The organism is Desulfomonilia bacterium (assembly GCA_036567785.1).
Lineage (GTDB): Bacteria > Desulfobacterota > Desulfomonilia > UBA1062 > UBA1062 > DATCTV01.
The window spans coordinates 130,016-153,918 of the sequence record DATCTV010000062.1 but is presented as its reverse complement, the minus strand read 5'-3'; the positions used below and the strand labels follow the sequence as shown (position 1 = coordinate 153,918).

Sequence of the window (23,903 nt, the reverse complement as noted above, 5' to 3'; positions counted from 1 at the left end):
CCCGAGTGATTCTTCGCCAATAAAAAACCCGCCGGTGCTTTTCGCAGACATCGGCGGGTTTTATTTGCTTTTACTTGATATGTCGGATCGTATCAGTTGACTACTATTTTAGCCCTTCCGATCAGGAAGTTGTCCTTTGCTTCGGTCCCAACGACCTGAATACTGATGTTCTTTCCCATGAGATCAATCGCTGGCGGAGCTATGTCAAGTATCGAGTCGAGCAGCGTCGGAAGTATTGCATTGAATATAAGTCTTCCGAATCCAGGGACCAGTGACGTGTTCAGACCGTTAAGATACAGTATCTTGATATTGAAGTTTGTCCATAATGGATCGATGGTTACACCAATGTTCCCGGTATCCTTGATCTTTAGCATGAGATAAGCATCCGCATCGACATTGAGCCTCAGCACAAGGGGCATGCCAGCGGCCTTCAGCCTGACTTCGACAAGAAGGTCTCTTACAAGAACACAACCCATACTTGTTACCTTGCTATTTAATACCAAAGTCTTCTTGCCTGATAAATCCATGACCGGAGGAGTAAGCAACGATACACTCAACTGCGCAGGCTCAGATGTAAGTGAAGAAAGAAGGTCATCCAGGTTAAGATTGCTCAACAAACCTGTCTGTATAAGCGCAACCATAGTCTGGTTCATCATATCATCGCTGACCGCAATCATTATGTTCTCATCCGCAACTTTATCAAGTGACGGCATTATGTCACCCGGAGTGGCAAGGAAAGTATCAAGACCGGGAACAGCCGGCGTCGGGCCGGTATATGCCGCCGATATTCCGAGATCCAGATTCAGATCGTCATCGGATGTCGTCAAGATGCTGGAATTCATAGGCCACATTGCAATGTCGATGTCCAGCAGGTTCAAACTCAGATCGGAAACATTCATCAGGTCAAAACTTATGGAAAGACTTTCCATGAGATACTGCTTGATTACAACATTAAGAAGTGCAGTCAGCAGATAGTTCGGCATCGTCAGATAGCCATAATCGGTGGTAATCAGGCCGACAACGATATTACCCTTGGTCAGATCCATTTTTGCCCCGATTGTACCGTCTCCATTCATGTAAAGGGATATTTCGGCACCCTCCACCTTCAATTGTTTTATGCTCAATGCAAAGTGATTGGTCTGCACGACATTCCAATGGTATCCCTGAATGTACAAAGCGGCGGTTCTGTCAGGATCGACACCTTCTGTCGGAGATATGATAACCGAACCCATAATTTTGTTTCCGGCAACAATATCAGGGATAATGCTTATTTGTCCTATGTTTATCTGACCGTTCCATCTTGGGTTTGGTTCATCCTTGTCTATTACGAGACGGCCGAACGGGTTCAGACTAACATCTATCGGACTCGCCAGCAGAGGATCTGTTATACCCAGCATCGAAAGCAGTTCATTGTCTTCCGTGGGTCCGTAGATCAGGGGCCTGGTCACCGAGTTCAAGACATCACTCACCTGAGCCATTACAAGGTCAAGCAGGTCCTGATCCATATGAATTCTCAAAGCGTCATTAACCGCACCGACTTCTCCAACCCTCATCGACTGGCCTACCGGGAATGATACCCTTTCCGTGTTGGTCACCAGTTTTTTGTCCATGATGGAAAACACGACAGTGTTGAATATTGATGAGGCTTTGGGCTGGAAAGTACATGTAAAATTACCTGTAGCCTGATCGAAAACGACTTTCTTCCCGTTTACCTTGAGAGTCCATGGATCACTGTCCCCTTTTATGACCCGTCCGGTTATAGTTACCGGTCCCGAATCCGCAGGAAGAACACTTCCCCTGACAGGGCTGATAACCTGAATCGAACACGGCACATAGTTCAGCTTGGGACATCCTGTGAATATTAGAGAAACCAACACTATTAACAAAGGTAGTCCTGAATATCTCCTCATATCTTTCACCTCCAAATTAATAAAACTCTGTCTATACTTATTAAATATAATAGTTTAACGTTAATTTCAAATAAAGCAATCCTAAAATTCAGTAAAATTGATCGGTGATAAGACTTACTCGTGTTTAAATCTTAAAATGTATTTTGAATCCCTTTTAATTTCAACGCTGTTCATTGTCCACCTGATATACCGGCCTTTTAAAAATTTCTTTGACATATCGGTTCTGTATCTGCTTGAAAGCTGAGCACACTGGCCCGTACTGAGAACCGCCATGGATGCATCCGGTTTTCCAAAGTCTATTATATACCGGATTGAAGCCGTTATGTTCACCTTGTAAGGTTTATTGTCGTCGAAGCCGGCCCTGTTGATTGTATGTTCGTCTCCTCCGAAAGGCGAAGGCCCGAAATTAAAAAACGGCCTGATCATCTTCTCATGCCCGAGAACATGTCTGAACTCTATCTGATGGAGATCTCCCCAATGCCATCTGGAGACATCATTGCCGAGTTTGTCTCCTAAAAATGACACTGCATATCTGAATGATGCCAGCACCGCATCATTCAGTATCTCATTCTTTTTTGTTTCAGTCTTATCAAAAAATACGGAATCGGGTTTATTCAGAATCAAATCAACCATGAGATTTGTTGATGATGTTTTGTCAGAGACAAATTTCTCAAAAAGCAAGTCTCCCATTTCATCGTGGAATATCTCGTATTTTATTCTCGTTATCATCACCTCATAGATGGATGCGCCGGTTGATTCAGCTTTTGCCATATAGTCCCACTTAAGAAGTTCATCAAGATAGGCGATCTCATCTTTTTTTATGGAAGCGTTAAGAATTCTAACAAATTCAGGTACAAGCCTTGCCGCCATTTTTGATTTCACATCAAGCTGCATTTCAATCATATCTTCAGGGCTGAGCCTGGATTTCGATTCTATCATCTCGGTGATGCGCTCAGCCCTGTAAGGCATTCCACGGTATTCGCCCAAAGGTGTTGAATTTCGGCCTCTGACAGGGCTGTTATTTGCTGTGGCAATGAAACCTCTTTCGGGATTAATTTCCTTGGGCATCTTTTCAAACGGATAGTACCCTCTCCACTCATGACGGCCGTTCCATCCGTTCACCGGAGCTATTCCGTCACCGGAATATGCTCGAACTGGGCATTTGCCCGCACCGGTATAGCCGATATTGCCTTTGGAATCCGCATAGACAAAATGCTGCGGGCCTGCTCCATAGATTGACAGCGCCTTTCTGAATTCCTTCCAGTTCGTTGCCGTGCTGACCCTGTAAAACGCATCCAATACCGACCAGGGTTCAGCCTCGACTCTTCTTATGCTGATGGGTGTCTTTCCAAGACCTTCTTCGATATCGTTTATTATCGGACCGTGCGGGGTGATCCTTATTTCAATGTCTTTTGATGACATTTTTTTGCCGTCCCTGTAATTTATGCGTTCCCTCATTACTTTCATATCAACCCATTTTCCCTTGAACATGACCTGACCGGGGTTTCCGGGATTGATCTTCTCGATATAAAGGTCCTGATTATCAAGATTGAAATTGGTCACTCCCCATGAAATATGCCTGTTTCTGCCACAGATGAGAACAGGCATACCCGGAAACATCGCACCTATAGCATCAATTCCGGGGCCTGACAGATGAACCATATACCGCTGGGTTGGCATCTCCGGGTCTTCCTCATGTGAATCCGAGCAAAGCATAGGCTTGCCCGATTCCGTGCGTTTTCCTGCTATAACCCAGTTGTTGCTCGCAATTTCCCTGCAGGCAAAGGTTCCCAGAAAATCATGAGAGGCCTTTGTCAGTTTTGTCATTCCAGAAATCCCCGGTTCATCCATAACCGGCACCGCATCAACAGGATATCCTGGCACGAGAAGTGATGCTTTATCTTTTCCCATCTTCTGACAGGACAAGTAATTGAAAAGTTCATTCTTGTAGGCCCAGCTGGCAAGCCGGAATGCAAGGAGATTTCCAATTGCGATTGAATCAAGAGGCACCCACGGCTCGGGATTATACCCCAGCAGTTTGAATTCCAGAGGCAGAGGGCAATTATTTATGCAGTAGTTCACCCCTTCAGTAAAGGCATTTATCATGACAAGCGTATGGCCATTCAGCCTTTTCGATTGGACCTTCGCAGTTCTCATAAAACCCATTGTCCTCAAATATCTGTCCGCATCGATAAGGTCTTTCCCAAAAATTTCCGAAAGCCTTCCCTTTGCAACCCTCCTGTAAAAGTCCATTTGAAAGAGCCTGTCCTGGGCTTGCGCATAACCCAGAGCAAAGTAAAGGTCGTGGGTGTTATCTGCATAAATATGAGGAACGGCATTTTTATCGCGGATAACAGACGTCTCCGAATCGATTCCATGCAGTATAATATCCCCGGAATATTCGGGCAGGAGATGTCTGAGATAGAGCCAGCCGCCGATAAAACCTGCAACAGTTATAATAATGATAGCGAGAAGCATGTATTTAAAAAACTTCACACAACCTCCCTGCCCATATTTTAACAATTACAGATTATACAGTCATAAAAGCAAAGGCAGAAGCTTATTCTGAAAACAGCTTTTCAACATTCATATTTAGAATATCTCAGTTTATTATCCATGATACTTGTTTATATTTTTAAAGAACATATAATTTAACTATGCTGAATTCAAAACTGCAACTTTGAGGGAATATACAGGAAAATGTTCATTAGTTATACGGCTTGGAGGTAAGTAATGACCTTGAGCAAACATAACAGTGACGCCTGTCAATCACGATTTATTATAAGTATTTTCACAATCTTATCTGTCTTTTTATTCATTATAACCCCATCAGCAAATGCGGATGACCGTGTCGTAAGGGTTGGCGTTTATGAAAATGCACCGAAGGTCTTCACCTCGGATACAGGTAAACCCGAAGGAATTTTTATTGATATCATCGAATATATTGCAAAGATCGAAGGCTGGAAACTGCAATATATACCAGGCACATGGGCGGAGGGATTGGAACGTCTATCCAGAGGGGAAATAGATCTCATGCCTGATGTGGCCTATACGGCTGAACGGGAAAAAAGATTCTCCTTTCACAAGGTGCCGGTCCTGTTCTCCTGGTCTCAGGTGTATGCACCCAAGGACAGCAAGATCAAGGCAATATTGGACCTGAACGGAAAGCGAATTGCCATCCTGGAGGGTTCTGTTCAGAAGGATACGTTTGACATGCTCACACATAACTTCGGGTTAAACATCACCTTGATTTCAGTGCCGGATTATAAAACCATGTTTGAAAAAGTTGCCAGACATGAAATAGACGCTGGTATCACCAACCGCTTCTACGGATTAATGCATGCAAAAAAGTACGGGCTTGAAGATACGGCAATTATTTTCGATCCTTCCACCCTCTTTTTCGCAGCACCCGGCAACGCACAAAGACAACTGCTGGATGCTATCGACAAGAATCTTTTAGATATGAAAAGCGACCCTAATTCTATTTATTATGCTTCGTTGAAGAGATGGACCTCGGAAGAGGTACATCTTAAACTGCCGGCATGGCTTAAACTTTTAGGGCTGATCACGGGCATTATGCTCATTATGAGTCTGATAGGTACATTCATTTTAAAGCATCAGGTGAATGTGCGTACCCGTGAACTATGGCAAATCAACAATGAAATGGAGCAGCGTATCAAAGAGCGTACAGCTGAACTGGCCGTGGCCATGGAAAAGGCCCAGGAGGCCGACCGGATCAAATCAGCCTTCCTGGCCACCATGTCACATGAATTGCGGACACCATTGAATTCCATTATCGGCTTTACCGGCATTATGCTCCAGGGTCTGGCCGGTCCCTTGAATGAAGAGCAGAGAAAACAGATGACCATGGTTCAAACCAGTTCACGCCACCTCTTATCACTGATCAACGATGTGCTTGATATTTCCAAAATCGAGGCCGGCCAATTGGATCTTTCCATGACATCTTTTGACCTGAAGCAATCTATTGAGAAAATAGTCAAACTGGTCTCACCGCTGGCCGAACAGAAGGGATTATCTCTGCATGTGGACATTTCAGAGAATGTCGGCACAATTATTTCTGATCAGCGCCGCCTTGAACAGGTCATCCTTAATCTGCTCAACAACGCCATTAAATTCACAGAGAAAGGACGAGTAGGCATTTCATGCGGATTCGATCACGATCATTGTCTGCTTACTGTAACAGACACAGGTATTGGCATGAGGGCAGAAGAGCTTGCCGATATATTTCAACCGTTTCACCAGATCGATACCGGCCTTACACGCAAACATGAAGGCACCGGACTCGGGCTCTCAATATGCAAAAAGCTCCTGGATATGATGGGCGGCTCCATTGATGTCACAAGCGAATTGGGAAAAGGCAGCACCTTTACCATACGCATTCCGATAAAGACAGGAGGTTTGACATGACCGGAACGCTGTTAATCATTGAAGACAATGCACAGAATTTTTATCTCATGCGCTTTCTGCTGGAAAAGAACGGATATACGGTTATCGGCGCAGAAGACGGCAGGAAAGGTATCGAAATGGCCTTGAACCACAAGCCGCTTGCTATTCTTCTGGACATCCAGCTTCCCGAAATGGATGGATATGCCGTGGCCGCTGAACTTATAAAGCATCCCGAAATGAAAGGAGTACCAATTATTGCAGTTACCTCATACGCCATGGTTGGAGATAAAGAAAAAATCCTGGCCGCAGGCGCCACAGGTTACATCGAGAAGCCCATCGACCCGGAAACCTTTGTAGCCGAAATCATCCGATATCTGCCTGAACACAGTAAAAACAAAGAGGCATGATATGAACATACTTATCGTAGAAGATAAAGACGAGAACCGGTATATGCTGGAAACCCTGCTCAAGGGGAACGGATATGGGGTACAATCGGCTGCAAACGGAGCTGAAGCATTGGAAAGGTTAAAATCAGGCAATTTCGATCTTATCATCAGCGATATTCTCATGCCTGTCATGGACGGTTTTGCATTATGCCGAAAGGTCAAGACAGACGAAAACCTGCGCCATATCCCGTTTATCATTTACACTGCCACCTACACCGGAGAAAAGGATGAAGAATTCGCCATCAAAATAGGTGCTGATCGTTTTGTTATCAAGCCCTGCGAACCGGAAGACTTTATTGAAATTGTCCATAGTGTCCTGGCAGAGGTCAGGGACGGCGATATGATTCTGGAAACTGCGCCGATTGGAGAAGAGGAAGCCCTTAAACTTTACAACGAAAGGCTCGTGAGAAAGCTTGAGAAAAGGATGCTTCAACTTGAAAGAGAGGTTCAGGCACGACAGAAGGCCGAGGAAACCTTGCGTCAAAGTGAAGAGATGTACAGATCATTGTACAATAGTATTCGTGATGCAATTGCAGTTTCAGACACAAACAGAACTATTATCGACTGCAACCGTGCATTTGTCGAGATGTTTGGCTATTCTCTTGAAGAAATATCAGGGAAGAATATTCTCATCATTTATGAAAATGAAGAAGAATTCATGCGCTTCGGCGTTGAACTTGAAAAACATGTTAATAATAAAACCAATTTTTTATATAATGCTAATTTCAAGAAAAAAGACGGTACAATATTCCCAGGTGAAGTCAATGCTTACTATCTTCATAATGATGATGGGACTCTTACAGGATTCATTGGACTAATACGAGATATCACGGAACGGAAACAATCGGAAAAAATACAGAAGGAGTTGGAATCTCAATTGCGCCAGGCCCAGAAGATGGAAGCAATAGGCCTTCTTGCAGGCGGTGTGGCTCACGATTTTAACAATCTGCTGTCCATTATCATTGGGTATGAAGAGATCCTGCTGGAAACCACAAGAAAGGACCATCCCTACTACGAGCCGATGCAGCAGATATATCAGGCAGGCCTTCGGGCCAAAGACCTTACCAGACAACTATTAGCCTTCAGCCGCAAACAGATCCTCGAAATGAAGCCTGAGAATGTCAACAATATCATAACCGGTTTCGAAAAGCTGTTGAGACGGTTGATAGGTGAAGACATCAAACTTGTTCTTGAACTGGCCCCCGGACCGCTCACAGTAAAGGCAGATTCCGCGCAATTGGAACAGGTTTTGATGAACCTGGCAGTCAATGCCCGTGACGCCATGCCCAATGGCGGGATACTGAAGATCAAGACGGCAGTTGCTGAATTGAATAATACTCAAAGAGACAAAACTTCCGAACTCCCGCCTGGAAGTTATGTAATAATAACAGTCAGCGATACCGGTTGTGGAATAAAGAATGAGTTAATGGAACGCATTTTTGAGCCATTTTTTACCACCAAAGGCAATAATAAAGGCACTGGTTTGGGACTTGCAACCTCATACGGCATAATCATGCAGCATGGAGGAAAAATTTCAGTTGAAAGCGAACTGAACAAAGGTACAGTATTCAGCATATATCTGCCGCTGCACCCAGAAGATGATGGAAGCAAGAAAATACATCCGGTTAAGCATCCATCGCCGGTATCAGGTTTGGTAACAGTGATGGTAGTAGAGGATGACTCGAGCGTTCGAAAGCTTGCATGCCAGATACTCGCTGACCAGGGTTATACGGTGATCGAATCAAATGACGCAAAGGATGCCATTAGCAGAGCCAACTTGCATTCAGGACCTATTCACCTAGTGCTGACCGATGTTATTATGCCGGGAATAAAGGGGCCCGAGGCCTTTGAAAAAATCCATGAAAGGCACCCGGAGGCCAGGGTATTGTATATGTCCGGATATACAGACAGCACGATTGCTTTAATCGGCTCACTGAAAAAAGGAAATCAGTTTATACAGAAACCTTTCAAGGTCAATGAATTGCTCGAAAAGTGCCGCCAAATACTTAACGAGTAAAGATGTCAGAATTCGATACAATATATTTCATTTCATGATTCTCCCCTCATAAACAGAACTTGAATTGACGCCCTCCCCTCATCCGGCTACAACACAGTTTTTAGTACCCTTTTTACCCTTATAAAGGGCATCATCGGCACGCCTTATAACACCGTCAATCCCTTGAGCCTCATCGAATTCGGCAACACCGAGAGTCAGGGTAAGACGAATTGACTTGTCCTCAAAATTATACGGCTCCGCTTCAATACTGGACCGTATCTTTTCCGATACGATCATGGCCCCATCCAAATCGGTTTCAGGCAGAAGAAAAAGAAATTCTTCTCCCCCCCATCGGCTCAATAAGTCCTGCTTCCTCAATGATGCCGTGATGATTTCTGAAATATGTTTCAGAACACCATCGCCCGTCTCATGCCCGTATGTGTCATTAACACGCTTGAAGTCGTCAATATCACCCATAACCAACGTAAAAGGCTTTCCGCTGCGGGCAGACCTGTTTTGCTCGGCTTTAATCTGGTCCCTCATATATCTCCTGTTCGGAAGGCCTGTAAGCTGATCATGCCATGCCATAAATTCGAGCATGGCGTTCGATTCCTTCAGCTCGTTATTCACTTTTTCCAGTTCAAGCGCATAATCTTTCAGTGCCTGCTTGGATTGTTGAAGTTCAAGGTGCGTATTCACCCTGGCGAAAAGTTCCTGCGGATTGAACGGCTTTGTTATATAATCCTGTCCGCCGACTTCAAAACCCTTCACAATATCTTCGGTCTCACCCTTTGCAGTAATGAATATTATCGGTATTTCTTCGGTAAGCTTATCTTTTTTTATTATTGAAGCGGCGCTGAAGCCGTCCATTTCCGGCATCATCACATCCATGAGAATGAGGTCGGGCGCCTTTTCTCTGGCCAAGGTGACCGCCTTCAAACCATTTGTGGCCACAAGCACTTCATATTTTTCTCTCAGAAGCTCGCCAAGAACCTTTATATTGGCGGGATAATCGTCAACGATAAGTATTTTTTTCATGACTTATCCTCCCCTCTGCAGACACCAATGTTTTTCCTGATTTCCATGAGCAGGCCGATAGCGGCTTCAAAATCGAATCTGTTGATGGCGATACCGAGCTTCCTGATTTCACTTTCCAGCGGCTTGCACCCGATGGAAACAATCTTATCATATGTTTCAGCGCTGTCAAAACTGCTTTCCTTAAGCTGACTTTCAAGGGTATCTACCAGCATGGCAAATTTCATGCTTTCTTTTTCACTTATATAAACAGGCTTATCATCATGCACATCCGACGGTTCGGCAAGCAGCACTGAGTTTGAAAGCACCTTTTTAAGCTCTTCAGCAAACTTGTTGTGCATTTTTTTAAAGGTGCCTGTCCTGTTCTTTTTTAAACTGTCATCATACTCAGCCGCTATTCTATAAAGCCTTGAAGCACCAATATTCCCTGCCGCCCCTTTGATGTTATGTACAAGTGCTTCCGCCTCCCCTATTTTACCGACATCAACCAGGGATTTTACCTTTTCCGAGGCATCCTGAAAGCTCGTACAGAATTCAAGAATGATTTCTCTCAAAAGCCCTTTATTGCCCATAATACGCTTAAGCGCATTATCGACATCTATACCTTCAAGCTTTCCGGGTAATGTACCAGACTCCTTGATACTGACAATATCGCTGCTGATTTCACCGTCAGTATTCTGTCTGTTAATCCATTTTGCCAGGGTGGCAAAGAAAGATTCCGGATCGATTGGCTTAGGCGTGTGATCGTTCATTCCCGCTTCCAGAAAGCGCTCCCTGTCTCCTGACATTGCATGCGCAGTCATTGCAATAATGGGCAGATTCCGGTTTTTGTCGTCTTTCCTTATTATTCGCGTTGCCTCTATTCCGTCCATTTCAGGCATCTGAACATCCATCAGCACTATGTCGAAGGAATCTTCTTCAAGCGCTTTCAAGGCTTTTTTTCCATTGCCGGCAATTTTGACAAGCATCCCGGCGCTTTTCAGGATCTCAGATGCAACCTGCTGATTTATGACATTATCCTCGACAAGCAGAACCCTGCCTCCTTTCAACTTCTCAAAGATTTCGCTGTCAATCGACGGCCGTATCATCTTATCTGTTTTTTCAGATTTCTGGCCCATTACTTCCATGATCACATCGAAAAGGTCGGAACGTGACATCGGTTTTTTCAGAAAACCGCTCACACCATGCTCCTGTGCAAACAGGTTATCGACTTCATCCGTATAGCCTGAAACCATTATCACAGGCGGAACTTGAGAAATCCTTGCATCCCCTCTTATCTTCTCCAGCGTCTGAATCCCGTCGAGTCCCGGCATCTTCCAGTCAAGAAGCATGAGACTGAAGGGAATGCTCTCCTCTTCAAGAATTCTGATGGCCTGGTAGCCGTCAGATGCCACCGTCACTGTGAAACCGAACCTTGTCAGATAGGCTTCCATTATATCCCTGACGCTTTCATTGTCGTCTACAATAAGAGCCCTTGAACCCTGTATGAAGGAAGGAATGGCCATGCTGTCATCCCATTCTTTCGTTACATTGAAATCCACAGAGAATGAAAACGAACTGCCTCTTCCGTAGACGCTTTCAACCTCGATTTCACCGCCCATAAGATTGACAAGCTTCCTGCTGATGGTCAGGCCAAGCCCTGTACCGCCGAATCTTCGTGTTATAGAACTGTCAGCCTGGGTAAATGATTCAAACAGTCTCTCGATCTCTTCGGGCTTGAGCCCTATGCCCGTGTCACTGACAATGAATTTTATCCTGGCCCTCGTCTCCCCGTTGAACGCCGTCTTTTTAACAAGTTCGGCCCTGAGAACGACTTCACCCTTTTCCGTGAATTTAATCGCATTTCCGGTAAGATTAATCAGTACCTGCTTCAGCCTCAACGGGTCTCCTGTGAGCTTTGCCGGAATATGGGAATCTATGTCGAACACATATTCAATCCCCTTGTCTTCAGCCTGTTTGCTTACGATATTCGATATTTCAGCAAGCATGGAATCGAATGAGAATTCGATATTCTCCAGCTCGATCCTGCCCGCCTCGATCTTGGAAAAATCAAGGATATCATTGATTATTCCAAGCAGATTTCCTGCAGAATCATGAATCCTGGTCAGGTATTCGCGCTGCTTTGCTGTCAGTCCGGTCTGAAGCGCAAGATAGGTCAGTCCAATTATGGCGTTCATCGGAGTCCTTATCTCGTGGCTCATATTGGACAGGAATTCACTTTTGGCCCTGGTGGCTGCCTCGGCAGTATCCCGTGCGTACTCAAGCTCAGCCTCTATTATCTTGCGTTGTGTTACATCTAAAATCACACCGTCGATATAGAGAGGGGTGCCTTTTTCATCATAGGAGCATTTCCCTGCTTCCCATACCCATTTTATGCCGCCATCCGCTCCTGATATACGGTATTCGATCTCATAAGAAATATTCTTTTCGACTCCCTCGCGAACTTTCTTTTCTACAAACTCAAGGTCATATGGGACAATTATATCTGCCCATTTGATTTTTCCTTCCAGAAAATCCGCCGCTTTCCTCCCTGTTATCTCAAAGACAACATCATTGATATGGAGCATTCGCCAGGGCGCATTGGCTTCACAGCGGTAAACAATTCCAGGAACATTGTCTACAAGCGTCCTGAATTTTTCCTCACTCTTTTTGAAGGCATCTTCCGCCTGTTTCCGTTTTGTAATATCCCTTACAAAGGCCAGCGCAACTGCTTCCCCATAGCGTTTTATCAAGCTCGTATTGATCTCAACGGGGATCTTGCTGCCATCTTTTCGAATCAGATTGAATTCGTCGGGGCCCGTGGACCTGCCCTCAATATTCGCCTGAAGCAGTCCTGCAGCCTTGATAAGTTCGTCTTCGGCCAGAAGATTCAACTCCAGAAAATTTCTGCCAATAAGCTCTTCACGTTTATATCCGATAATCTCTTCACACCTGCGGTTGCCCAGAATAAAGTTCCCTGTAAGATCGCTTATGTAAATTCCGTCAGGGGCATCCTCAAGCGTGCTTTTGAACATCTGTTCACTTTCACGTAAAGCCTCCTCGGCAAGCTTTCTTTCTGTAATGTTGCTCATGAGGGCTGTAAAACCCGTTATCTTTCCGTCAGTGTATAATGGACGGCTGGATGTGCGGACATGTATGACAGTGCCGTCTTTATCCATAATGCGGAATTCAGATGGTTCCATCTGGCCTTTTTGCAGCCTGCCAAAGCTTTCCAGCAGTCCCGGCAGATCGTCCGGGTGAATCATCGGAACAAAAGACTTCCCAATCAAATCGGCCACCTTGTACTTGGACAGCCGTTCGATGACCGGGCTGATATATGTTATATTGCCTTCGTTATCCAATATATAAAAGACATCATTTATATTCTCTACAAGTGAGCGGTATCTCTCCTCACTCTTCTTGTATTCATCTTCAATTATTTTGCGTACGGTGATGTCGCGGATGGTCGCAACCGACATCCATTGATCGGCCTTTTTGAATCCAGCCAGCGATATTTCCACAGGGAACTCGGTCCCATATTTGTTGATTGCGACAAGCTCAACTACCTTGCCAATGACATCTCCTCTGCCTGTTCTCTTAAATTCAGGAAATTTAGCTTCAAAGTCTTTCCGATATCTTTCGGGAGCCAGGAAATCATGTACGGATTTTCCCATGATTTCTTTTTCAGTGTATCCGAACATTTTTTCGGCAGACGGGTTAAACAGTGTCACGTTTCCATTACTGTCCATTACTACCAGAGCATCAAGTGCGCTGTCGCCGATTGTTTTAAACAGTTCAGTGTTTTCCTTAAGTTCAGCCTCGGCCTTTCTTCGGTGAATTACCGACCATGCGCTCTTTGCCAGCATTGAAAGGATGTGTACATCTCTTTCATCATAGTCTATCGCTTTGTTTCCCACCCCGATTATTCCGACAATTACATCATCGATGAAGATCGGAACGACCGCTTCCCTCACCAGTGGGACATGGCCTTCGGGAAGCCCCTTTTTATGGTAAAGACCTGCATAATCGTTGTGGATTACTGGTTTCCGCTCATATATGCAGTCAACCCACACGCCGGCTGATTCGACAGGATAGTGACCGCCCTTTCCTGACGCAGTGCAAACTTTCTTAGTATTATCCGACCAGCCCTGCAGACTTATTGTCTTCTGGTCTTCTTCAACGAAATGGAAAAATGCCACCTCGCTTCCGGTAAGCCTTTCCGCCTCGTTGACAGTTTTTTGAAGAAGCTCATCCATCGTGAAACCGTCTGCATTTGCAATAATGTCAAATGCCGCCTTTATCTCATCCTCGGCCCGTTTGCTTTCGGTTATATCACGAGCAACCCCTGCCAGAGCCTCCACTTTCCCTTCATTATCAATAATCGGGGAGGCGTTCATCCTGAACCATCTCCATGTTCCGTTTGTATGCAGCACTCTGAATTCAACTCCCTCGACATGTTCGGCTGAAACAACCACCCGGATAAAAGACTCTTTGAGCATGTCAAGGTCTCCGGGATGAACAAACTTTGTGAATGACAGGCCTGTAATGCTTTCCCTATCGCTTCCCAGCAGCTTTTTCCAGACGGGGGATACATAGGTAAAAACACCGTTAGTATCCAGAGAGAGAATTATATCAGCCGAGTTTTCATTTATGAGCCTCAATCGTTCTTCGCTTTCTTTCAGCTCTTTCTGCATCAATTCCTTCTGATCAGATTCTTTCCTGATATTGATGACAGAATTTTTCAAACGGCGGTTAAGCCAGGCAATATAAATCATCATTATGATTAAACCCAGGAGTCCGGCTACTATTGCAGCAATCGGTGTAATGAGCTTTTTAAAGGCTATTTTATATGACACGTTTCCAAAATTTTCATAGGGCGGTGCGTTGACAGCTTCGAGACATTCGTGGACAGGCTGATAACTCAGGCAGACAGTCCATCCCGCCGAGCCTGCCGCTTTTGCAGCCGCGCTGTCTTCCGGCATATCAAGGAATTCCTTTGAAATCTCTTTCGCAAGCTCTTCGGAAGTTCCCTTAAGCCTGGCAAAAGTCCAGCCCGGGAAAAGATCTGTACTTACAAGAAAAGGATAAGGTGATTCATCTGTCCTGGATTCACGAGGAAATACATGGAAATCTTTGAGATCGATTGTTTTCTCTTCCGCCATCTTTTCGAGCATGCCTGTCTTTACAGTCCCTGCATCAGCCCGGCCGTCCCTTACATCATAGACAACCCCGGGATGAGATCCGCTAAAATAGAGCGGGGCGAATTCTTTTTGAGGATCGATCTTATGTTTTTTAAATTCATAAAGCGCAATCAGCCATCCGCCGAAAGATTCCTTATCTACCGCGGCAAATCTTTTTCCTTTCAGATCGGAAAGTCTTCTTATGTCAGCCCTATCCTTTCTGGTGAATATAACCCCTCCGTAATTCGTGACGATTTTACCGCCGATCTTTTCCCTTAATGTGAGCAGCCTTGTCGCACCGTATTTTACCTCATAATTCACATATATGGCTGGATTGCAGATAATGAAATCCACCCTGTTTTTTTCAACCTGTTTTTCAATCGAGTCAAATCCTAGAGGGACAAGTTTAAACCTGTATTCCGGCATTCGGCCTGCCAGATAATCCATTGTGGGCTGCCACATTTTTCGGCATTCCGCCTCGCCTTCATTTGCCAGTACGCCGATTTTAACCGTGACAGGTGATCCTGCATTCAATAATGACACTGAATATCCGGCAATCAAAAACAACATAACATAAAAAGGTATCATGTATGTTTTCAGGTAGTTAACATGTTTCATCATTTTCTAACAATCTCCTTCCTTGAAAAAACATGTCATTAAATGACATTATTTGATACTTATCGGAATATGAAGATGCGGTTATTAAAAAATATCAATTCAAAACAAAGGAGCACATATGTCATCGTTCGAAGAGGCCTTGATCGTCGATAAGGAAAACAATGTTATTGGAAGCGCCCCGAGATATGTCATGAGAAGGGACGGTCTTATCCACAGGGCGACTTACATACTTGTTTTCAGCCATGCCGGCGACCTGTTCGTCCATCAGAGGACTTTCAACAAAGACATATTTCCCGGGTATTATGACCTGTGTGTTGGTGGTGTGGTTACAGCCGGAGAAACCTATGAGGAATCCGCTGCAAGGGAAATCGAGGAGGAAATCGGCATCAGGAATGTCCCGCTGCAGGCTCATTTTGATTTCTACGGCGAGTATGAAAACCAGAAGGTCTGGGGACGCGTTTTTTCATGCATATCTGACGGTCCGTTCCTGCTCCAGGCTGAAGAAGTGATCTCAGGGGCTTTCTACAGTGTCGAAGAAGCGCTCGGTCTAACCCTTACAAACGCGTGCACGCCGGACAGCGTTCATGTTCTTCAGAGATACCTGGAAAACCGTGGAGATAATAAAACCTCATCTTTTCATGTATAACGGTTCCAATCATATTCTACCTCTTTTAAAATTATGTTTTGGAATTATATTTTGCTGATATATCTTGATTTTAAAAAGTATGCTTGACCAGGATGAGACGGGAGGCAACTGCTATGCAGGGCGAAACTGTTTTCAGGGAATATATCAATGCCATCAGCAACACCCGGCTGCCGCTTGCTTTTGTAGATCTTGACAGGTTTGACGCAAATGTCGATTACGTGGCGGCGACTCAGATTAATACCGGAAAAACAATCAGGATAGGGTCAAAGTCCGTCAGATGCATAAGCCTCTTAAAAAGAATATTTGATATCGGGGGAAATGCCTATCAGGGGATCCTAGCATTTACCGTCGAGGAAGCGGGATTTCTTGTCCGAAACGGTTTTGACGATATAATTATCGCCTATCCCAGCGTACAGACAAGCGACATGAAACTGCTTGCAGAAATGTCGTCCCAGGGAAAGACCGTGAGCCTCATGGTCGATTGTCAAGAACAGCTTGATAAAATGAGCGAGACGGGAAAAGCCTCGGGCGTCATTCTTAAAGCCTGCATCGATGTGGACATGTCTTATCGGCCGGCAGGCAATAAAATCCATCTGGGAGTCAGGAGAAGCCCTTTAAGGACTATCAGTGACGTGACAGCCCTGGTTAATTATTCCCGAAGCCTCACAGGGGTGGAAATCGACAGTCTCATGGGCTATGAAGCGCATGTGGCAAGCCTTGAAGACGATATCCCCGGCCAGAAAATTCAGAACAGAATCAAGAGGCTTTTGAAAAAGGTTTCGGTGCGGGAACTAACGAAACGCCGGGATTCGGTTGTCTCGGCTCTCAGAAAAGAAGGCGTGAAACTCAGAGTGGTTAACGGCGGAGGCAGCGGTAGTCTCGTTTCATCCGGCTCGGACCCGGATCTTACAGAAGTGACAGCGGGTTCTGCATTTTACTGCCCTGCACTTTTCCATCATTTCAAGGAAGTTGAGTTCAAACCTTCAGCATTTTTCGCATTGCAGGTTGTCAGAAAGCCTGCGCCGGGAATAATCACCTGCCACGGAGGAGGCTATTCCGCATCCGGCCCTGCCGGTATTGACAGATTGCCAGTTCCGGTTTTTCCTCCGGGATTGAAGTTTGTGCCGATGGAGGCTGCCGGCGAGGTGCAGACACCTCTTGTTCTTCCTGAAAACGGCTCTCCCATAGAAATCGGTGACACTGTCATTTTTCAGCATGCCAAGGCAGGCGAACTCTGCGAAAGGTTCAACGAGCTTTATCTTGTCAGATCAGGCAAAGTCGTTGACACGGTTAAGACCTACCGGGGCGATGGCTTCGCGTTTTTATAGCAGGCAACCCTTCAAGAACTCTCTTATCGTTTTGAGGGAGGCTTAATTCTTGGTTTTCGTTTCACCTTTTCATGGTCTTCTTTGCCGTCTTGATGAAGCGGCCGAATGCCTTGTCTTTATTACGTTTCTCAAGATACGACATTTCATAGAAATCCGATTCTTTTTTGAGTTTCATATAGCTTGAATATCGCTCTTCACTCAGTTCTTTTTTTGAAATTGCCGCAAGAACGGCACAACCCGCCTCCTGCGTATGACTGCAGTCCGCGTAACGGCAGGTTGCTGAGAGTTTAATAATATCTTCAAAACCTTTATCCATTCCTTCACCGGCGCCCAGAATACCAAGTTCTCTCATCCCGGGCGTATCGATGAACATAATGTGTTCATCAAGAACAATGAGCTGCCGCCGCGTTGTCGAGTGTGTGCCCTCCCCTGTTCGGCTTACGGCTTTGGTGGCAAGATCATCCCGTCCGGTCAGATGATTGATCAGCGTGGTCTTGCCCACTCCGGATGACCCAAGCAGGCAATATGTTTTTCCAGGCATCAATACCTGCTTGAATTCATCGAATCCTGCTCCGGTTATATTGCTCAGGGCAATGACCCTTACCGTGATGCCCGCCTGTATGACAGCATCAAGCTTTTCCTCAAGCTCGTGACTTGTAATTAAATCGGTTTTGGCAAGAATGATGACCGGCTCGACACGCCCGTCGGCAGCCATTACCAGATATCTGTTCAATCTGGACAGGTTGAAGTCGAAGTGGCATGACTGGATGATGAAAGCGATATCGATATTGGCTGCGATCATCTGGTAGTCGATTTCCGTACCGGCGCGCCTACGGCGCAAAAAGGTCTTCCGCGGAAACACGGCATGGATGATCGCCGCAGAGTTGTCATTGTAATACTGCACGGCAACCCAGTCGCCTACACATGGCATCTCGACAGGCGAGCCTGAATTAAAATAGAACTTACCCGCAAGCTCGGCAGGAATCTCTTCAAGTTCATTCCTTATCATATACGAATTCCGGTCAACTGCCGATACGCGTGCAACTTGTTGACCTTCGCGGAGAATACCGCCTGCATGAGATTCAAACCAATCGCTAAAACCAAGTGCACTTAATTCATTCATAGATTTCAATTATATTTCTCCGCCCTTCAATCCGCCTGCCCGCGGCAACTGGCCGTTAATCCTTTATCATATAGTCTATAATCTTCAGGCCTTTGCGTAAAAGCGCCACGGGTATGAAGACGTCAACTTTCCTGGGATCCCGCGCTTCAAACATTTCAAGGAAATCCTGCCGGTTGTCAAAGCTCATAATACCGTCAAGAGAATATGCATGAATATCTTTGAGACCCGCCGCTTTAGCCGCACCAACCTGCTTTTTAAGCACTTCCGGGTCGGATATTCCCTCATAAGAAATCATGCCGACCTGACCTATCATCCCAAGCTCAATGGCCGCTCTGTCACCGTAATACTTTACTGCATCGGCACCGTATGAATAGACAAGATATTCCGGGACATCTGTTTTGAGAATGCTTTCAAAGATGGTGGAATATGCCATGACGGAAATCTGATCCCAGGCTATACCGTCTACCGGTATGTTGAGAAGATTCTGTATCGTGCTGTCTCCGTCCGCAAGATCGTCAAGCAGCATCGGAAATGTCGTGACCATAACCTTGAAGCCCATTGTATGGAGTTTTTCCACCATAGCGGAATATATTCCGTGCGCCTTTTTGTAACTTTCGTCGTCACTGTTTTCAACCAGGATCCGGACAGCGGTTGCAATGTCAAAAGAGCCAAGCGAGGCGAGCAGTTTGTTGAGCATCTCAAGATCAGGCTCCATGTCAACGACTATCCAGTTTATGTTCCAGTTGCCGGCCCTTATCCATCGGGCAAGTTCAATTGCGGTGGATGAAAAAAGCTCTGCGTTTTTTTCATTAGGCCAGTAGCCGTCTTTTTCAGGCAGCGTAAGCCATGCCCTGACCTCGAGGCCGCTGCATGATGCATTGCGTAAGAGTTCACCATAAGCATTGTCAAAGATTTTTTCAGACGGGATGTTCTGGAACAGCGCAATCCCTCTTTCTTTTAAAGCGGGTATCCGGGCGGCGGTTTCTTCAGGGGATAGAAATTCGCTCCATAGACCGTAAACGCATGGGGCAACCTCTTCACACACTGTTTCCTGCTGTTCAGGCTGCTGATTATCCTTTGGAGTTGAGTTTTCATCACTATCCGAAACACCGGAACAGGCGGCAATCAACAAAAAGAAAATGATATATAATGCAGGAACGTTTCGTATAAGGCATCTCATAATAATCCCACTCTGCAAGGAATGCTTTTCATTCACGGCTGCATACAAAGCCTGATATCATAGTATCATACGTCTGGTTTCAGGAAAACCGTTCTTTGCTTCAAGCTGCTTCAAAAAGGCCGGATCGCTTGTGAAGCCCTTTCGGCTTTCCGCAAAATTTCTGTCATAATCTGTTATGTTAGATGAAAAATCGCTGCATGTAATTGCAATTGGTGCAAATCCGGTTATTAATATTAATGCGAAGACAATTTATACAACAACGGCCAACCTTTTCATAGTTTAAGCAGTATGAATAACCGGCGAAAGCCGGACCGGCCTGCCGCCGGATATATACAGACACATTATTTCAATCACTAACTATTCTTAAGGGCAAAGGAGGCTGCATGCAGAGTTTTCAGGACAGGAAATTTTACGGCTGGTGGATTGTAGCAGGCGGATTCATTTTAAATTTCATAGGCATCGGTATAGCGTTCAACGCACTGGGGATCTTTTTCAAGCCTGTTGTTGAAGAACTGGGGTTCAAGAGAGGTGATTTTTCTTTGTACTTCACCATCGCCGCCCTTTCCATGACCTTTGCAGCACCAATTGTGGGAAAGCTGATGGAGCGCTTCAATGTCAGGCTGGTGATGGGCTTCTGTACGGCGCTTCTGGGCATATCGTTTGCGATGCTGTCGCAGTGCAATACCCTGTCAAACTTTTATATCCTTGCAGTTTTCATAGGCATAGGCCATGCGGGCAGTCATATCATCCCGGTATCTACCATGATAAACAACTGGTTCAGGGTAAAACGCGGGATTGCAATGGGTATAGTATTTTCCGCAACCGGCATCGGCGGCATGATCTCGAATCCTGTGGGCAACTGGCTGATTATCAATTACGGATGGAGGAGTACAGCCATAATTCTCGGAACGGTGATATTCCTTATTTCTGTCCCTACCGCGACACTCATCATGCGGAAAACCCCTGAGGAAATTGGACAGACTCCTGACGGTACGCCTGAAACAGCCCAGGATATTGCCGAAGCCGCAGAGGGTCTGACACTTGGCCAGTTCGTAAAGACCGGTTCGTTCATCCTCCTTGCGCTGATGATTTTCTTCCTCAATACCCTTAACGTAGGCATTCAGCAGCACCTGATACCCTATCTGACAGATGTGGGCCATTCATCTACTTTTGCAGCAAACATCATGGCGCTGTATCTTGGAATGACTGTTGTCGGAAAACTCAGCCTCGGAAGAATCAGCGACAAGAAAGGTCTTTCGACAGGTCTTGTCATTTTCTGCGGGATACTCGGCCTCGGTATAGCACTGCTGTTCGGTTCCAGACTGGTATGGGTCGCCATCACATGGGGTGTTATCTATGGCATAGGCAATGCCGTTCAGACTGTAATGCCGCCTCTTATGACAGCCTCATGCGCAGGGCTTAAGCATTTTTCGACAATTTATGGTGTCATGGCGATTTTCCAGACACTTGGCTCAGGCCTCGGTATGCCGCTTTCAGGTTACATATTCGACAAGACCGGCAACTACAACATTGCATTCGCGCTATATCTGGTTTTGTGCATCCTGTCTGCAGCGTTGGGGTATATGGCGCTAAAAAATTCCGTGTTTTCCCGGAGAGCCTTAAGCCTGGAATCAGGAGTCAACAGTTGATAAAATCTTAAAGCAGTAAACTGAATGTTTGCCGCCCCATACTGAATTACGGGGCGGATTTACATTCATAATGATCATTTGGCATTCGTTTAATACTCACTCCTGTGCATTACCCCGATATCCTTTTTCACAGAATTATATTTTAGCAGATAAAGATTTTCTACGGTTTAGACGACAATGATATAGTCTGCTTCTTCAAACAGCCAGTCCGGAGACACAGGGGGAAAGACTTATGACTAAAAAAATCAACATGTTTCTTTCAGGAATCGTACTTGCGTCATTATTCTTCTCTGCAGCTTCGGGCTGTTCATCCTCTTCATCATCTTCTTCAAACAGCGGTACGGACTACACGGCGACCATTGAAAACACATCCGCATACATAGAGAGCGCCATTACTCAGTACAATCTCGTCGGTCTCGGCATAGCACTTGTGGATAATGACAGGATTGTATGGTCACAGGGATTCGGATTTGCCGACAAGGAGCTTAAGACGCCTGCAACTGCCGATACCGTATTCATGATAGGTTCTGTCTCGAAGACTCTCACAACGGCGGCGCTGCTCAACCTTTATGATAAGGGACTCATCGAACTGGATGCGCCCATAACAAGCTATCTGCCGGAATTCGATATGGCTGCGCGATTTCCCGGCCAGATGCATGGTATAATCGTGAGACGCCTCCTCAACCACCATTCCGGCATACCTGGCGACATATGGAATGCAGGCTTCGTGGAGGAGATGTGGGACGACTGGAATACCAGCCTTTATATTGACTGGCTCTATTCATATCTCAGAGACGACTACCCTGTCTATGCCCCCGGCCAGATTGCATCGTACTGCAACACAGGTTTTGTGTTAGCTGGCGAAATCGTGCGCAGGGCAGGAGGCGCAGATACCTTTACCTCATACATGCAGGAAAACCTGCTCGCACCTCTCGGGATGAGCCGCAGCTCTTTCAGGAAGATAACGGACAATGCAGCAATGGGTTATGTGAACGGGCAGCCGGTACCCGGGATGGAAGCTAACCTCACCGCAACCGGCGGAGCATACAGCACGGTAATCGACATGTCACAGTTCATCATGATGCTTTTGGGCGAAGGCCTCCATCCGAACGGGACGCGAATACTCAACCCTGCAACAGTTGCGCTCATGGGCTGCGAAGAGAAGTCGCAGCTGGACATCTTTTCATACTTCAACCCCGGCCCCGGTTTCGACATAACAAATGATTTTGCAATGAGCTATGCGGGACGCGCCTGGATAAAAGACGGCAGTACGACCAACTTCGAGTCAGTTATAGAGCTGCTTCCGGACAGGAAACTCGGCGTGGTTGTGCTCTGCAATTCCAACACCGCCGGGAACATCAAATATGCGATAGCCCGCGAATGCCTCAAGAATGCGCTCATCGACAAATACGACATTCACCAGAGCATGCCGGCGCTGCCTATAATCCAGTCGATACATGACTCATCGCAAACCTCTGGCATATACGCAGGAAATACAAAATACCATAAGGTCATTGACAACGGCGACGGCACGGTTACGCTGAGCCTGAACGCCAATACCTCTTCGCCGACAAGCCTCACTCTCAGCTATGACGGATCGATGTACGCCTGCGCAGGCTGCAGCCAGAAATACTCATTCAAGAACATTTCATGGGGAGGAAACAACTATCAGGTGCTGATACAGGTGGGCAGCAGCGGCTCGGACATGGAGGAACTTTCCTGCGGCGGATACGCCTTTTTCATAATGGGACAGAAGATCGCGCCGTTAATAACCCCTGCATGGACAGCAAGACTCGGCAAAACCTATATAATAGATAATTTCGGATTCAATGACATTGGCTGGGGAGAGGCAAGCATTTCATTTTCAACAAAAGACGGCCTTCTCCTGGGCGGCAAATACGGGGCGCAGAATGTGCTGACGCCGGATTCCGGTTACGATGGTCTCGCCTGGGTGGCAGGTATAAACAACCGGGGCGACAGCTGCGTAAGAGTCGAGCCGGTGACAGGCGGAGAAAGAGTCACAATTGGCGGATATTCCGGCTACGACATCGGCCTCGTGCCTGACATAAGCATAGGTGACGTTATCATCGGCAGCACCCGGTTCCATCATACTGACTGGTACAGGCTTACGATTGCGACACCGGGACAGAATATCGGCGTGGTGACATCGGGAACGAACCCTCAGTACACTCTGGTACTCTTTGACTCCACGCTCAAGTCACCGGTCGCATTTGGTCAGGGATCATTAGACTGGGAAAGCATCACAGGAACCTATTATCTGGGGATAACGCCGTCGCCGGCGGATGCAAGCGAATATACACTATCAATAACAGCCTTCTAAATTGACCATATGGTCCGCTTCTGACCGGAATACTGCCGGAGCCCTGCAGCATCCCAGGGCTCCGA

At 46.0% G+C, this 23,903-nt stretch carries 13 protein-coding genes; 7 read left to right on the top strand and 6 right to left on the bottom strand.

Annotation, left to right across the window (positions count from 1 at the left end; translation table 11 throughout):
- Positions 1–92 precede the first annotated feature (92 nt).
- Together VIS94_16560 and VIS94_16555 are read right to left on the bottom strand one after the other, a co-directional pair.
- Positions 93–1,910, bottom strand: coding sequence for a hypothetical protein (locus VIS94_16560; GenBank protein ID HEY9162691.1), 1,818 nt, complete (start codon positions 1,908–1,910; stop codon positions 93–95).
- Between the two features lie 114 nt (positions 1,911–2,024).
- Positions 2,025–4,406, bottom strand: a complete 2,382-nt coding sequence (locus tag VIS94_16555; GenBank protein HEY9162690.1) for a penicillin acylase family protein — start codon at positions 4,404–4,406, stop codon at positions 2,025–2,027.
- A gap of 237 nt (positions 4,407–4,643) precedes the next feature.
- Here VIS94_16555 and VIS94_16550 point away from each other — a divergent pair, with 237 nt between their 5' ends.
- The 3 genes from VIS94_16550 to VIS94_16540 are packed head-to-tail and all read left to right on the top strand — an operon-like array spanning position 4,644 to position 8,780.
- On the top strand, positions 4,644–6,338 hold the full coding sequence (locus tag VIS94_16550; protein ID HEY9162689.1) for an ATP-binding protein: 1,695 nt from the start codon (positions 4,644–4,646) through the stop codon (positions 6,336–6,338).
- Positions 6,335–6,724 (top strand): response regulator, encoded by a 390-nt coding sequence (locus tag VIS94_16545; protein HEY9162688.1) that lies wholly within the window; start codon positions 6,335–6,337, stop codon positions 6,722–6,724. Before VIS94_16550 ends, VIS94_16545 begins: the two co-directional genes overlap by 4 nt.
- Before the next feature lies 1 nt (position 6,725).
- The gene (locus VIS94_16540; GenBank protein ID HEY9162687.1) at positions 6,726–8,780 is read left to right on the top strand and encodes a response regulator; all 2,055 of its coding nucleotides are present in this window, start codon (positions 6,726–6,728) and stop codon (positions 8,778–8,780) included.
- Positions 8,781–8,858: 78 nt separating this feature from the next.
- Here VIS94_16540 and VIS94_16535 read toward each other — a convergent pair whose 3' ends face one another.
- Both VIS94_16535 and VIS94_16530 read right to left on the bottom strand, forming a co-directional pair.
- Complete coding sequence (locus VIS94_16535; GenBank protein ID HEY9162686.1) at positions 8,859–9,797, bottom strand: diguanylate cyclase; 939 nt, start codon at positions 9,795–9,797, stop codon at positions 8,859–8,861.
- Entirely contained in the window at positions 9,794–15,574 is a 5,781-nt protein-coding gene (locus VIS94_16530) for a PAS domain S-box protein (GenBank protein ID HEY9162685.1), read from the bottom strand. The genes VIS94_16535 and VIS94_16530 overlap by 4 nt, the downstream gene beginning before the upstream one ends.
- A 115-nt stretch (positions 15,575–15,689) precedes the next feature.
- Between VIS94_16530 and yfcD the strand changes: the two genes are divergently transcribed.
- Together yfcD and VIS94_16520 are read left to right on the top strand one after the other, a co-directional pair.
- Positions 15,690–16,217, top strand: a complete 528-nt coding sequence (gene yfcD / locus VIS94_16525) for an NUDIX hydrolase YfcD (GenBank protein HEY9162684.1) — start codon at positions 15,690–15,692, stop codon at positions 16,215–16,217.
- A 113-nt stretch (positions 16,218–16,330) separates the two neighbouring features.
- Complete coding sequence (locus tag VIS94_16520; GenBank protein ID HEY9162683.1) at positions 16,331–17,545, top strand: alanine racemase; 1,215 nt, start codon at positions 16,331–16,333, stop codon at positions 17,543–17,545.
- A gap of 61 nt (positions 17,546–17,606) precedes the next feature.
- Here VIS94_16520 and rsgA read toward each other — a convergent pair whose 3' ends face one another.
- Both rsgA and VIS94_16510 read right to left on the bottom strand, forming a co-directional pair.
- Entirely contained in the window at positions 17,607–18,668 is a 1,062-nt protein-coding gene (gene rsgA / locus VIS94_16515) for a ribosome small subunit-dependent GTPase A (protein ID HEY9162682.1), read from the bottom strand.
- Positions 18,669–18,723: 55 nt separating this feature from the next.
- Positions 18,724–19,713 (bottom strand): hypothetical protein, encoded by a 990-nt coding sequence (locus VIS94_16510; GenBank protein ID HEY9162681.1) that lies wholly within the window; start codon positions 19,711–19,713, stop codon positions 18,724–18,726.
- Between the two features lie 518 nt (positions 19,714–20,231).
- Between VIS94_16510 and VIS94_16505 the strand changes: the two genes are divergently transcribed.
- Together VIS94_16505 and VIS94_16500 are read left to right on the top strand one after the other, a co-directional pair.
- Positions 20,232–21,497: an MFS transporter gene (locus VIS94_16505; GenBank protein HEY9162680.1), complete on the top strand. Its 1,266-nt coding sequence runs from the start codon at positions 20,232–20,234 to the stop codon at positions 21,495–21,497.
- 232 nt (positions 21,498–21,729) lie between these two features.
- Positions 21,730–23,838, top strand: coding sequence for a serine hydrolase domain-containing protein (locus VIS94_16500; GenBank protein HEY9162679.1), 2,109 nt, complete (start codon positions 21,730–21,732; stop codon positions 23,836–23,838).
- The last annotated feature ends 65 nt before the right edge of the window (positions 23,839–23,903 follow it).